10 protein-coding genes are annotated in these 13664 nt (G+C 53.0%); 8 read left to right on the top strand and 2 right to left on the bottom strand.

All coding sequences use genetic code 11. The annotated features are described in order from the left end of the window. Window positions 1-169: 169 nt before the first annotated feature. The 7 genes from GDA54_04165 (at window position 170) to GDA54_04135 (ending at window position 11144) form a co-directional block, all read left to right on the top strand. Entirely contained in the window at window positions 170-745 is a 576-nt protein-coding gene (locus GDA54_04165; protein MBC6497496.1) for a hypothetical protein, read from the top strand. After that, window positions 738-2045 (top strand): TolC family outer membrane protein, encoded by a 1308-nt coding sequence (locus GDA54_04160; protein ID MBC6497495.1) that lies wholly within the window; start codon window positions 738-740, stop codon window positions 2043-2045. Before GDA54_04165 ends, GDA54_04160 begins: the two co-directional genes overlap by 8 nt. A gap of 111 nt (window positions 2046-2156) precedes the next feature. Next, on the top strand, window positions 2157-2966 hold the full coding sequence (locus GDA54_04155; GenBank protein MBC6497494.1) for a hypothetical protein: 810 nt from the start codon (window positions 2157-2159) through the stop codon (window positions 2964-2966). 27 nt (window positions 2967-2993) lie between these two features. Further along, on the top strand, window positions 2994-5690 hold the full coding sequence (locus GDA54_04150) for a valine--tRNA ligase (protein MBC6497493.1): 2697 nt from the start codon (window positions 2994-2996) through the stop codon (window positions 5688-5690). A gap of 8 nt (window positions 5691-5698) precedes the next feature. Further along, window positions 5699-6529: an alpha/beta fold hydrolase gene (locus GDA54_04145; GenBank protein MBC6497492.1), complete on the top strand. Its 831-nt coding sequence runs from the start codon at window positions 5699-5701 to the stop codon at window positions 6527-6529. A 42-nt stretch (window positions 6530-6571) separates the two neighbouring features. Continuing rightward, complete coding sequence (gene ilvD / locus GDA54_04140; GenBank protein MBC6497491.1) at window positions 6572-8446, top strand: dihydroxy-acid dehydratase; 1875 nt, start codon at window positions 6572-6574, stop codon at window positions 8444-8446. A gap of 37 nt (window positions 8447-8483) precedes the next feature. Further along, window positions 8484-11144: a CDGSH iron-sulfur domain-containing protein gene (locus tag GDA54_04135; protein ID MBC6497490.1), complete on the top strand. Its 2661-nt coding sequence runs from the start codon at window positions 8484-8486 to the stop codon at window positions 11142-11144. 15 nt (window positions 11145-11159) lie between these two features. Here the strand turns inward: GDA54_04135 and xth are convergent, their stop codons facing one another. Both xth and erpA read right to left on the bottom strand, forming a co-directional pair. Then, entirely contained in the window at window positions 11160-12017 is an 858-nt protein-coding gene (xth, locus tag GDA54_04130; GenBank protein MBC6497489.1) for an exodeoxyribonuclease III, read from the bottom strand. Between the two features lie 14 nt (window positions 12018-12031). Then, window positions 12032-12370 carry an iron-sulfur cluster insertion protein ErpA gene (gene erpA, locus GDA54_04125; protein MBC6497488.1) on the bottom strand — a complete coding sequence of 113 codons (339 nt, stop codon included), beginning with the start codon at window positions 12368-12370 and terminating at the stop codon, window positions 12032-12034. 122 nt (window positions 12371-12492) lie between these two features. On the opposite strand from erpA, the gene GDA54_04120 reads away from it, so the two are divergent. After that, complete coding sequence (locus GDA54_04120; protein MBC6497487.1) at window positions 12493-13650, top strand: deoxyguanosinetriphosphate triphosphohydrolase; 1158 nt, start codon at window positions 12493-12495, stop codon at window positions 13648-13650. Window positions 13651-13664: the final 14 nt, after the last annotated feature.

Genomic DNA, 13664 nt, shown 5'->3' with positions numbered 1-13664 from the left:
GACACGTCCCACTGACATGTTCATGACATCTCCCACGCCCACGGTACGCCCTCACGCCCCTTGCACGTAACACAAGACATCATTATAAGGGAAAGAGAGGGTTGTGACAATCATTTGGTATCATCAAAGCATGGCGCTATCGTCTCCCCTGTCCCTTCGTCCATAACGCATGAGTGACTTCCAACAGCAAAGACATAATATGGTGTTTGGACAGATCATCCCTCACGCCATAAGAGCAAGGAACATCCTTGATGCCTTCATGGCCGTGCCGCGAGAGCGTTTCGTGCCTCCGAAATATCGCACCACAGCCTACCATGATGGCCCCATTCCCATGCCTCACGGGGGATACCTCCTTGCCCCCATTGTCACCGCCAGAATGCTCTCCCATTGCCCTGACAATGCCCATAGCGACAGCACTGATGACCTGTTCGCTGATGGTGAGACACCAACACAAGGCCATGCCCTCGTCTTACCAGACGTTGATGGCTATGCCGCTGCCCTCCTTCGTCATATGGGATATGATTGTGAAGAAGATGACGCACACAAGCACAAAACATACCATCTCATCCTTATCGAGGACGACATCACAGGCACACAGAGAAACACATACCATGTGGACAAGCTCCTTGCGCGCTTAGAGGTGGGGGGATGTCTCATTGGGTTAGACTCCTCAAAGCATGGAGTCATCACATATACACGTACACGCCACAACGGACACACGCTGCGAGCCCATCACCATGCCTAAAGACATCGTCTCTTTAGCCTTGTGCTGTTGCTTCTGCATGTTTGTTGTGCCCATAGCTTCCAGTTCTGCCTCGACATTAGAGGAAACACTACGATACGCCTATAGCGATAGCCCCCTCTTGAAAGCAGAATGGGAAAGCTTCAGAGCCACCCAAGAGAAAGTCCCCCAAGCCTATAGTGAATTTTTACCAAGCATCGAGGGACGCGCTGACTACGCCGTCTCAGATGTTACAAGCGACCTCCCCTTTATCAGGGGTAGCGAGAGACGGAAACCACGCAAAGGCGAACTCGTCATCACCCAAGAGATTTTTAACGGCTTCGCCAGTGTCGCAAAAGTGCGACAAGCCTATGCCCTAGAGCAACAAGCCATGGCCGTGTTAGAAAGCACACGACAAGATGTCCTCTTGCGCTCAGCATCGGCATTTTTTGCCATTGTGCGCGACAAGCAACTGACAGAGATCGCCCGTAAAAGTGAAGCGTTCTTCATCGAACAGCTCAAGTCAACAGAAGACCGATTCCAAGTGGGTGAAGTCACCTTTACCGATGTCGCCCAAGCAAAAGCGCGACTGGCACAAGCCCATGCCGAAACCGTACGTAGTCAAGGAAACTATGCCATCGCCCAAGCACAATATCGGGATATTGTCGGGCAAGCGCCACCAGACAACCCCATCACGTCCAAATTCACCTTTTCCCTCCCAAAAACCCTAGAGAAAAGCATTGACGTCGCGCGCACAAACCATCCCCTCCTACAAAATGCGCGCTATGGCGAATATGCCGCCCGTTACCGAGTCCATAACGCCATCGGGCAACTTCTTCCCTCCCTCAAGCTAGAGGGACGAGGCTCACGCTCTTTCGATACATTTAGCAGAGGAAGCAAAAGTGAAAGTGTCGAAGTCAAAGCGCTCCTCACCGTGCCCCTATGGCAAGGCGGCGCCGCCTTGAGCTTCCTCCAAGAATTTAAATATGACCACGCTAAGACAAAACACCTCCTCACCCAAGAACAACGCACCGTCGACCAAAGAGTCGCCAGCGCATGGCAGAATCTCGAAGCCATTAAAGCGCAAATTGTCTCCTATAAATCACAAGTCCAAGCCAACCGTATCGCCGCCCAAGGCGTACGTGAGGAAGCGACCCTCGGTGATAGGACCGTCCTCGATGTGTTGGATGCCGAAAATGAACTCTTTCAATCTCTCAAACAACTCGCCCAAGCCGAATATGATTTCAGAGAAGCCGTCTTCCAACTCTTGAACGCTATGGGAGCACTCACGCTGGACCATATCGGCATCACGGACACACAATAAAAAGAACGACCCCATTTTCCTCTTTATCACAACGCCTTCATCCTATATAATAGAGCAGACAGGGCTGGGGGCAGGCGCGTCTCTTACAAACGTCAGGGCAAGACATACGCTATGAGCGATTCTGATAAAAAAAACACGACCGCGCAGATTCTCTCGGCAGTGGAGAAAATCGCAAAGAAAAATTCGATGTTCGAAGATGAAAACTTTCATGCGACAGCACAATACATCCTCACCAGAGAACATGACGCCCAAGAGCAAAAACAAAAGACGGAATTCCTCCCCATCCTTCCTGATGTGCCAGTGAGAAAAGAAGATGCCCAAACCACAAAAATGTCGTTCCATAGCCCCCAACCAGAGAACACACAGACATCATATCTCGGCAGTGTGATGACACCACACAACGCCATCCCGCCACAATATCCATCACCACAAGCGCCACAACATCCATCACCAGCAGCGCCACAACATCCATCACCACAAGCGCCACAACATCCATCACCAGCAGCGCCACAACATTCATCGCCACCATCGCCACAACATCCATCACCACAAGCACCACGTGCCACAGCGCCACCGCCTTCTCAGACAGCAACGCCAGCGCTCCCCCATCAACAGGGCAACGAGAACACTGGGAGGAATGATGACTCCATATTGGAACTCACCGATGTCGTTGGCAAGGAAGACAACGTCTCTATCCTCCCTCATATCGCAGCCGAGTTACGTCACGTATCAAAAACGCAGTCCACCGATATACAAGGGGCCATACAAGAGTCCTTGCCCGACATCGTGGAGCGCGTCGAGAAACGTTTGGAGGAAGAAGCCCAAGCCACCAATAGCCACATCACTGAGGCGATGATTAAAAAAATCGTCCCATCCGTCTTGCGCTCTTGGCTCGCGAACAAGGGCGTTCCTAAAGCATAATCTTACCTCTTTCCATATCCGTTCTGTATGCTCGCGAAAACCTATCAACATCAGGCTATAGAACAAGCACTCTATCAGGAAGAAGAAGAAAGCGGCTTGTTTGCGCCGCACCAGAATAAGGAGAGCAAAGCATTCTGTATGATGATGCCGCCCCCCAATGTGACGGGGTCGCTTCACATGGGGCATGCCCTCAATATGACTCTTCAGGACATCCTCGTCCGTTACCACCGCATGCAAGGTGAGCGCACCTTATGGCAGCCGGGAACAGACCACGCAGGGATTGCCACCCAAGCCCTCGTCGAGAGGCAACTGGCATCACGCCATCAAGACCCGTCATCCCTCACAAGGGACGAACTCCTCGCGCATATATGGGCATGGAAAGAACGTTCGGGTGGGAAGATCACCGCTCAATTGCGTCGCCTTGGCGCTTCGCCTGATTGGCAGAGGGAACGTTTTACCCTCGATGACGGCCTGTCTCACGCTGTGCTCCATGCGTTCACGACCCTGCACGCACAAGGACTCATCTATCGAGGCAAACGCCTTGTCAATTGGGATCCCGTCCTCGAAACAGCGATCTCCGACCTCGAAGTAGAAACGAAAGACCGACAAGGACACCTATGGTATATACGCTATCCTCTCGCCCATAAGCCATCCCACGCTATCATCATCGCCACGACACGCCCTGAGACCATGGCGGGCGATACCGCCATCGCCGTCCATCCCGATGACCCACGCTATCAACAATGGATTGGATGTCAGTGCATTCTTCCCCTCTTCCATAGGACAATCCCTATCATTGCCGACCCCCATGCTGACCCCGAAAAAGGCTCTGGCGCCGTGAAGATTACACCCGCCCATGACATGAACGATTTCGATGTAGGACAACGCCACAACCTCCCCCTCATCAATGTCTTCGACTCAAGGGCGCACTACAACGATAACGTGCCAAAACCATGGCGTGGCATGGAACGATTCCAAGCACGGAAAGCGCTCATCGAGGCGCTCACACAGCAAGGACATATAGACCATATCGAAACGACCAGCATCCCAACGCCCCACGGTGATAGATCCCACGCCATTATCGAACCATGGCTCACAGACCAATGGTTTGTCGATGCGCCGCGCCTTGCCCCCAAAGCCATACGCGCCGTCGAGAGCGGCGACATGACATTCACACCCGCCACATGGCGCAAAACATACCTACAATGGCTCGACAATATCCAGCCATGGTGCATATCAAGACAGATACGTTGGGGACATCGCATTCCCGCATGGCACGCTCCAGATGGCACAATCTTTGTCGCCAACACACAAGCCCATGCCGAACAACAGGCGCGCACCCATTACAAAACAGCAATCATCCCCCCATTAACCCAAGAAGAGGATGTCCTCGATACGTGGTTTTCCTCCTCCCTCTGGCCCTTTTCAACCTTAGGCTGGCCATCAGCAACAGCAGAATTAAAAACCTTCTATCCTAACAACGTCCTCGTGACAGGATTCGACATTCTTTTCTTCTGGGTCGCCCGCATGGCGATGATGGGACTCCATTTCACAGGAGATGTCCCATTTCGCCATGTCTATGTCCATGCCCTCGTGCGGGACGAACAGGGACAAAAAATGTCGAAGTCCAAAGGCAATGTCATCGACCCCCTTGCAACCATCGACTCCTATGGCGCAGACGCCTTGCGTTTTACGATGGCAGCTTCCGCTATTCCCGGAAGAGATGTCCGCCTCAGCACATCACGTATCCAAGGATACCGCAATTTTACAACAAAAATATGGAATGCCGCACGTTTCTGTACGCTCCATGCCATCACATGCACCCCCGACACGAGCCCACAATATCGCCACCCCCTCAATCAGTGGATCATCCATAAACTACACCATATGCTCCATGCAGTCGGTGATGAACTCGACAATGGACGCTTCGACCAAGCCGCACAAGCGCTCTACCACTTCATATGGTCAGACCTGTGCGATAACTATATTGAGGGCGTGAAGTCTCTCCTCACCCATGAAGACGAGCCTACACACCATGAAACGCGCAACGTCATGGGATATGTCTTCTGCCACATGCTCCATGCCCTCTACCCCTTCATGCCCTTCGTGAGCGAGCATATCTGGCGTGTACTCAAAGCAAAAGACGCACCAGCCCTCATCAAAAGGACGACACCCACCAAAACGCTGAGGCAAAAACCGCATAGAGACACCCCTAACAACACTTATGACAATGCTCATGATAATACCCACGCCATCGACTTTATCTTCACACTGACACACCATGTGCGAAGCCTCATGCAAGACCTCCAGCAATCACCAAAAGAGCCTATATCACTGCACATCATACAAGCGTCCGATAACCATAGGACTGCCCTCACAACACACCACAAACTCCTCTCCCATCTATGCCCCATAGAGACTATCACCGACATCGCCAACAAGGAGACCCACCCCCGCCATGCCATCGAATTTTTTGTGGATGGCTCTCTCTTTGCCATAGGCCTGTCTCACCATGTGGATATGGACGCCTTACAGGCGCGACTCTCGAAATCGATGCATAGCCATAAAGAAAAAGCCCTCGCCTTACGCACAAGATTGGATCATGAAGGATTCGTGAAAAATGCCCCCGCGGCCATCCTCCAAGAAAAAACAGAACAATGGCAGAAGCACCATGACGCCTATCGCCATTTCGAGCGAATCATCCATCGCCTCAAACGTTCGTAAAAGCCCCTGTGACGGCATTGTCCTTGTCTTCCTTCCTCTTTCTCCATGGATTAGGTGACAACGCTCAGTGCTTCGAGGACGCACAAACCATGCGTTTCTTTCAAGGCGCGCCATGCCTTATACCGAACCTCCCCGCCCATGGCATTGCTCATGGCATTCGTCAACGGAAAAAGAGACACAGCAAAGGGGACATGGTCTATGGAGACATCGAAGCCTATCAGGGACCCTATACCCTTGTGGCGGTGGCGCGCTGGCTCAGCACAAGCCTGCAAAGACACGGACATACCCATATCCATATCGTCGCCCACTCTATGGGAGGCGCTATCGCTCTGCTCATGGCACAGCGCGCCTTACAAAAAAAGGATGGTATCACCATTGGCTCTCTCATTTGCGCTGAAGGCAATCTATCACCCCATGATGGCAAGCTCATCAGCAGGCGAGCGGCATCCTACGAGAGAGAGGACTTTATCCATAGGCGTTTTCCACGCCTCTTAGAACGCGCATGCACGTCAGACAACCCATCCACAAGGCGATGGGGAATGGCGCTGAAAGAAACGCGCGCGGACGCCTTTCACGCCTACGCCCAATCCACGACAAGATGGTCGTCAAGCGGACAGCTCTATGCCTTCTATAAGATGATGTCCAGCCCAACACTCTATCTCTATGGCGCTGAATCGGAGATAGAAGACAATACGCGCCGCCTACGCCATGACGGCATGCCCTTACATGCCATCGAAGGCGCAGGGCACTTTATGATGTTCGAACAACGCACCCTTTTTTGGCAGGCGGTGATGGCATTTTATCAAGAGCATGGCATTTCCTCCCATCATAGCTTATAGTCAACGGAAAGACGTCATCATCTGAAATCTCAGGAGAAGCGTATGACAAAAGCCTATCGCTCACGCACAACGACTCATGGGCGTCACATGGCGGGGGCGCGCGGGCTGTGGCGGGCAACAGGCATGCGTGACGAGGATTTCGAAAAACCCATTATCGCCGTTGCCAATTCCTTTACCCAATTCGTGCCAGGCCACGTCCATCTCAAGGACGTAGGACAATTGGTCTGTGACGCCATCGCCAAAGCAGGAGGCGTAGGGCGAGAATTCAACAGCATTGCCGTCGATGATGGCATCGCTATGGGCCATGATGGTATGCTCTACTCTCTCCCTTCGCGAGAAATTATTGCTGACTCCGTAGAGTATATGGCGAACGCCCATTGTGCCGATGCTCTTGTCTGCATATCCAATTGCGACAAAATCACCCCTGGCATGTTCATGGCGGCCATGCGCCTCAATATCCCCGCCATCTTCGTCTCTGGCGGGCCTATGGAAGCTGGCGAAGCGACAATCCAAGGCGAAAAGAAGGCCCTTGACCTCGTCGATGCGATGGTGCAAGCCGCCAATCCCGACACGAGCGACGACGATGTGCTGGCTTATGAACGTAGCGCATGCCCTACATGTGGCTCATGCTCTGGCATGTTTACCGCCAATTCCATGAATTGCCTCACGGAAGCCATTGGCCTTGCGTTACCCGGCAATGGGAGTCTCTTGGCGACCCATGTGGAGCGCGAAAAGCTCTTCATTCAAGCGGGACATCGTATCGTAGAATTGGCAAAGCAATTCTACGAACAGAACAATCAAAACGCCCTTCCCCGCGCCATCGCCAGCTATCAGGCTTTCCAGAATGCCATGTCCCTCGACATCGCCATGGGAGGCTCAACCAACACCGTTCTCCATCTTCTCGCCGCTGCCTATGAAGGTGAGTGCCCCTTTACCATCAAAGACATCGACAGATTGTCGCGCGCCGTCCCCAATCTGTGCAAAATCGCCCCCAGTTCTGACTATCACATGGAAGATTTCCATCGCGCCGGCGGCGTCTATGCCGTCCTCGGACGACTACAAGAGAAAAACCTTCTCCATACCCACGTCCCGACCGTCCATAGTGAGACACTTTTGCATGCTCTTCAACAATGGGATATTGACCAAAGCCATGACGACCACTGCAAGCGATTCTATCTTGCCGCGCCGGGGCGCGTACCCACGCAACAAGCCTTCTCCCAAGATAAACGCTACAACGCCCTCGACCAAGATAGAAAAACAGGATGCATACGCCATAGCGACCACGCCTATAGCAAAGATGGCGGGCTTGCCGTGCTCACAGGAAATATCGCCACAGAAGGATGTATTGTGAAAACAGCCGGTGTCGATGAAGAGCTCTTTACCTTTGAAGGACCAGCCCATATCTTCGAAAGCCAAGAGAGCGCCGTCAATGGTATCCTCAATGATGACGTCCAAGCAGGCGCCGTCATCGTCATACGCTATGAAGGGCCAAAAGGAGGACCGGGCATGCAAGAAATGCTCTACCCCACGAGCTACCTAAAATCAAAGAACCTTGGCCGTTCATGCGCACTCATCACCGATGGGCGATTCTCAGGAGGGACATCAGGCCTCTCCATAGGGCATATATCACCAGAAGCCGCTGAGGGGGGAAACCTCGCCCTCATCGAGCAAGGCGACCGTATTATCATTGACATTCCCCAACGTCTCATCACGCTCGATATATCCGACAAAGAAATGCAACAAAGGCGAGAAAAAATGCACGCACGTAACGATGGAGGGTGGAAACCTGTCCACGCACGTCCCCGCAAGGTCAGTGACGCCCTCAAAGCTTATGCTGCCCTCACCACATCGGCATCCTATGGAGCAGTGCGGTCAACAGATACCATACACGCCTTACTCCATAAAACACAGCCATAGCACCCCTGCCCCCGCCACTGAACCCTGCCACTGAAACATGTCCGAGACAACAGAAAAAAAACAGAGCGCAGCAGCCACCATCGCCCCTGTGACAGACGGGCCCCTTGTTGTTAAGAATCCCCCTCCTCTCTACGATTGGACGGGAGACGCCTACCCAAAAAAGAACGTCCTCTCCCTCTGCCGATGTGGCGCATCGCACGATAAGCCCTATTGCGACGGAAGCCATAAAAAAATTGGCTTTACGAGCGCATGCCAAAAACGCCACATTCCAGACCATGATGACGCCTATGAAGGCAAACATATCACCATTCACGATAATCGCGCCATATGCTCCCATGCGGGCATATGCACAGAGACACTCAAAAGCGTTTGGCGCATGGGCATCGAGCCGTGGATCGACCCCGATGGCGCAAAAACCCAAGACATTATCAACGTCATCCAACAATGCCCATCTGGCGCTTTGCGTTATACGCTCAAGAACAAAGCCTCTTCAGCAACAGACCATGGGACAGCGCGTATCACCGTCAGCAAAGATGGCCCGTTCCACGTAGAAGGCGCTATTGACCTTCAAACACACGAGCAGGGACAATGGGGAAAGGGCGCTGATAAAAGGCGTTATGCTCTCTGCCGATGTGGCGCATCAACGAACAAGCCTTTTTGCGATGGAAGCCACTGGTATAAGGATTTCCAAGACGATGATGCGACCCTGAGCATAACCCATCGCCAGCCCACGCCAGAAGAGACGCGCACCGTCTGGTATAAAGTGGCGGACAAAGGAAGCCTGCCTGAAGGGCGCGTGCGGACGGTAACAGCGGGCAAACAAACCATCGCCTTGACGCATTTTCAGGGACAATATGGCGCTTTAAAGAATCGCTGTCCCCATCAAGGCGGGCCTCTCGGTGAGGGAAGTATCGAGAAATGCTACCTACGCTGTCCATGGCATGGATGGGATTTCGACCCTATCAACGGGAAAGCGCGCAAAGGCTCTGGCTATGACGATGTCGCCGCCTATCCTGTGGAGTGCCGAGATGACGGCATTTATGTCGCTGTCCAAGAATCCCTCGCCATGCCACGCACCATATCAAACGTCATGGTCGAGACGATGGTCGCATGGGGCGTACGCCATGTCTTTGGGATGGTCGGACACTCCAATCTTGGCCTGGCGGACGCCATCCGCATAGAAGAGGAAAAAGGGCGTCTCACCTTTATTGGCATTCGCCATGAGGGCGCAGCGGCGTTTGCATGCTCGGCTTATGGGAAACTCAGCGGTAAGCCTGCCGCATGCCTCACCATCGCTGGCCCCGGCGCGACCAACCTGCTCACAGGACTATGGGACGCCCATATCGATAGAGCTCCCCTCCTCGCCCTCACAGGACAAGTCAATACCCAAGTGCTGGGTCCCGGCGCCTTCCAAGAAATAGACCAAAGTTCCGCCTTCGAAGCAGTCGCGCCCTTTAATCACACCGTCCTCCATACAAGCCGCCATGCCGACCTCATGTCCCTCGCCATGAAAAACGCCATCGTGCGGCGAGACGTTGCCCATCTTATCTTTCCAGACGAAGTGCAAAATATCCCTGCCGACAAAAAAAGCGTCGCTTCCTCGCCCAGAGGACGTATCGCGCGCACCCATATCGCACCAGATGAACGCGACATCACAGAAGCCACCTATAGAATAGGCCACGCCCGACGCCCCGTTATCATCTTAGGCCATGGTGTGGCGCGAGACAGCATGGACGACATGCGCGCCCTCGCCGACAAAATCAACGCCCCCATCATGACGAGCTTTAAGGCAAAGGGTATCATTCCCGATAGCGACCCCCTCGCCGCTGGCGTCTTGGGACGTAGCGGAACACCCATCGCGAGCTGGCTCATGAATGAAAGCGACCTTATCATCGCCTTCGGAGCGTCTTTCTCAGACCATACGGGAATCGATAAGAGCAAACCCATCATCCAAGTCGATTTTGACCGCATGGCGCTGGCAAAATTTCACCCCGTGACCCTCCCTATCTGGGGCGATATTCGCACGACAGCACAGCGCCTCCTCAACGCACTACCGCAACAGACAGCATGCATAGACCAACGCCAAGACATCAAGGCGCGATGGGCGCTCTGGCGGGAAGAGAAAAAAAGGCGCGGACGCGAAGATAATAAAAAAGGTGTCAACGCAGCAGCGCTCTTCGATGTGCTCTCCCGTCATATCCCTCACAACGCCGTGATCGCCGTGGATGTGGGCAATAATACCTATTCCTTTGGACGCTATTTCGAATGCACTGCACAAACAATCCTCATGTCTGGCTATCTAGGCTCTATCGGCTTCTCCTTCCCCGCCGCCATGGGCGCATGGGCTTATGAACAAACACAAGAACAGCCACGCCCCATTATCTCTATTAGCGGCGATGGTGGCCTAGGGCAGTATCTTGCCGAATTCACCACAGCCGTCAAATATCGCATGGCTATCACCCATATCCTTCTCAACAATAATGAATTAGGAAAAATATCGAAAGAACAAAGGGACGGACGCTGGGACGTCTGGCAGACAAGCCTCCATAATCCCGACTTCGCACAATTTGCTACCCAGTGTGGTGGAAAAGGCATACGCGTCGACAGAATCAAGCAATTGGATAACGCCATGCGTGACGCCCTCGCCTCCTCAGGTCCAGCCCTCATCGATATCGTCACCGACCCCATGCTGATTTAGCTTGAGGCCACATCCCTAGGGAGACGACAGGCGACACCAGACGGGAACATGGTCAGAAGGCTTGTTTTGTGATACGCCTCGTGCGCCTCTGCCTCGCATCTCACGCATAATACCACTCTCACGAAGGCAGTCAGCGCTGTGAGGAGATAACAACAGCCTATCGATGAGAATGCCATGGTCCTTTTCCCATGCCCCATCTTGATAATCCCAATAACTATAATGCCCCTCTCCCCTATGGCGCGCCCGAACGCTATCGACGACACCCAAATGCATAATACGGCGCATGGACGCCATACTGGCATAAGACCCCACCGCATCGTCGTCGAAGACATCACGATCGGCAGCGTCCTTATCTTCTAACAAGACATTATAGTCGCCCCCTAACACAAAATGTCCCTCTTCCCCTAAGAGGGACAGCACATAGTCATACATCTCGTCCATAAACAAGAGCTTGTTCTGATATTTATCGCTCCCTAACGGGTTGCCAATGGGCGCATAGATAGAGACAACGCGCATCATGCCTGTGGCAAAGGGACACAACCCCTCAATGACACGCGCATGCAGATACGGCTGGTCTATAGACCTCGTCTCGGCTGGCGATTCCTTACGCTCAAAGCCATAACGAACATCCTCTAAAGGACGTTTGCTTAAAATCGCCACGCCATTCCACGCTTTTTGCCCAAAAAACGCCACGTTATACCCCAAATCCTCGAAAATCTCCTTGTCCACCGCCTCATGGTGGATTTTTGTCTCTTGCAAAAGGGCGACGTCCGGACTTTGGTGGCGAAGCCACTCTACGAGCGACTCCATGCGAGCGCGCACAGAATTGACATTCCACGTGGCAATGGTGAGCGTATCCACATCACTCACCACAACGTCAACACTCCCTAGAGGCTAAAGGAATTGCCACAGCCACAAGAAGAAGAGGCTTGCGGGTTGTCGATGGAAAAGCGCGCCCCCATGAGGTCTTGCACGAAGTCGATGCGCGCCCCCTGAAGCAACGCAAAAGAGTCACGATCAATCACAAGTTTGGCATTATGCTGTGAAAATAACGTGTCATTCTCCCTTTGTGCCGAGTCAAAGGAAAAAACATAGGAGAACCCCTGACAGCCTCCACCCTGCACGGACACTCTGAGCATCGCATCACCCTTGTTTTTCTTGCGGGCAATATCCGTGATACGTTGTGCCGCCTTCTCAGTCAATGTCACACCTGTCCCGTCCGTCATGTCATCACCTCTGTTAACATCATCCCCGCCCACGAAAGACTATAAGGCACATCACCTATAAAAACAAGGCATAGCCATAGCCCATAACGTAAGCTATAATCAACAAAAAAGAATTGAGAGTCATGATGATACGTTGTTTGTCTTACGCCAGCGACCCTCAACAGAGTCGAGGACGCCTCTACCCGCACTCCCCTGACAAAAACCGCACGCCATGGCAGCGGGATAAGGACCGCATTATTCATTGCACGGCCTTTCGCCGTTTAGAGTCTAAGACACAAGTCTTTATTGTCACAGAAAATGACCATTATCGAACCCGCCTCACCCATACGCTAGAGGTCTCACAGATGGCGCGTTCCATCGCACGTAGGCTAGGCTTACACGAAGATCTTGCCGAAGCCATCGCCCTCGCCCATGATTTGGGACATCCACCCTTTGGCCATGCCGGCGAGCAAGCACTGGAAGGACTCATGACGCCCTATGGCGGGTTTGACCATAATGACCAAACGCTCCACGTCCTCACAGCCACCGAGAGACGCTATGCCTCTTATGACGGACTCAATATGACGTGGGAAACATTGGAAGGCGTGGCAAAACATAATGGGCCCGTGACGACAAAGCCATATCCCTACCATCTTGCGCGCTATAACGCACAGCACGACTTGCGCCTTGATTGCTTTGCTTCCCTCGAGGCACAGGTCGCTGCCCTTGCCGACGATATTGCCTATCATAACCACGACATTGATGACGGGTTGCGCAGCGGCTTATTGTCCATCGAAGACCTCATGACGATACCCCTCCTCCATGAGGTCTTTACAGAAACACAGCGCACATATCCCCATGTGGACTCACAACGCCTCCGCCATGAGAGTATTAGCCACCTTATCACGCGCATGATCGATGACCTTGTGGAACACTCGTCAAAGACGCTCGCCAACGCCCATATCACGCATGCCGAACAAGTGCGCGCCCATCACGCCCCGCTCATCACTTTCTCAAAGCCCATGGCCGATGTGATGGGCGCGTTACGCCAATTCCTACAGGAAAAAATGTATCGCCATCAAGACGTCCGTGCTATCATGGAGGCAAGCCAACAGAAATTGCGCGCCTTGTTCCACCATTGGTGGCATCACCCACATCAATTGCCAGCGTCATGGTATGAACGCTCCCAAGAGCAAGGAGACGATGAATCGCATAAGGCGCGCATCCTGTGCGATTATCTCGCAGGCATGACCGACCGCTATGCCGAAAAATGCTATCAAAAACAGATAATAAGACTATAAGCCCCGCCTCGTTC

The sequence above is a fragment of the Alphaproteobacteria bacterium GM7ARS4 genome, assembly GCA_014332745.1.
Classification (GTDB): Bacteria; Pseudomonadota; Alphaproteobacteria; order GM7ARS4; family GM7ARS4; genus GM7ARS4.
The sequence above is the reverse complement of the archived record's forward strand: the minus strand, read 5'-3'. Positions and strand labels throughout refer to the sequence as shown.

Excerpts from the sequence above, each read along its gene's own strand:
- GDA54_04120 (MBC6497487.1), top strand. The coding sequence starts at position 12,493 with ATGATGATACGTTGTTTGTCTTACGCCAGCGACCCTCAACAGAGTCGA.
- GDA54_04155 (MBC6497494.1), top strand. The coding sequence starts at position 2,157 with ATGAGCGATTCTGATAAAAAAAACACGACCGCGCAGATTCTCTCGGCA.
- GDA54_04160 (MBC6497495.1), top strand. The coding sequence starts at position 738 with ATGCCTAAAGACATCGTCTCTTTAGCCTTGTGCTGTTGCTTCTGCATG.
- GDA54_04150 (MBC6497493.1), top strand. The coding sequence starts at position 2,994 with ATGCTCGCGAAAACCTATCAACATCAGGCTATAGAACAAGCACTCTAT.
- GDA54_04165 (MBC6497496.1), top strand. The coding sequence starts at position 170 with ATGAGTGACTTCCAACAGCAAAGACATAATATGGTGTTTGGACAGATC.
- erpA (MBC6497488.1), bottom strand. The coding sequence starts at position 12,370 with ATGACGGACGGGACAGGTGTGACATTGACTGAGAAGGCGGCACAACGT.
- ilvD (MBC6497491.1), top strand. The coding sequence starts at position 6,572 with ATGACAAAAGCCTATCGCTCACGCACAACGACTCATGGGCGTCACATG.
- GDA54_04135 (MBC6497490.1), top strand. The coding sequence starts at position 8,484 with ATGTCCGAGACAACAGAAAAAAAACAGAGCGCAGCAGCCACCATCGCC.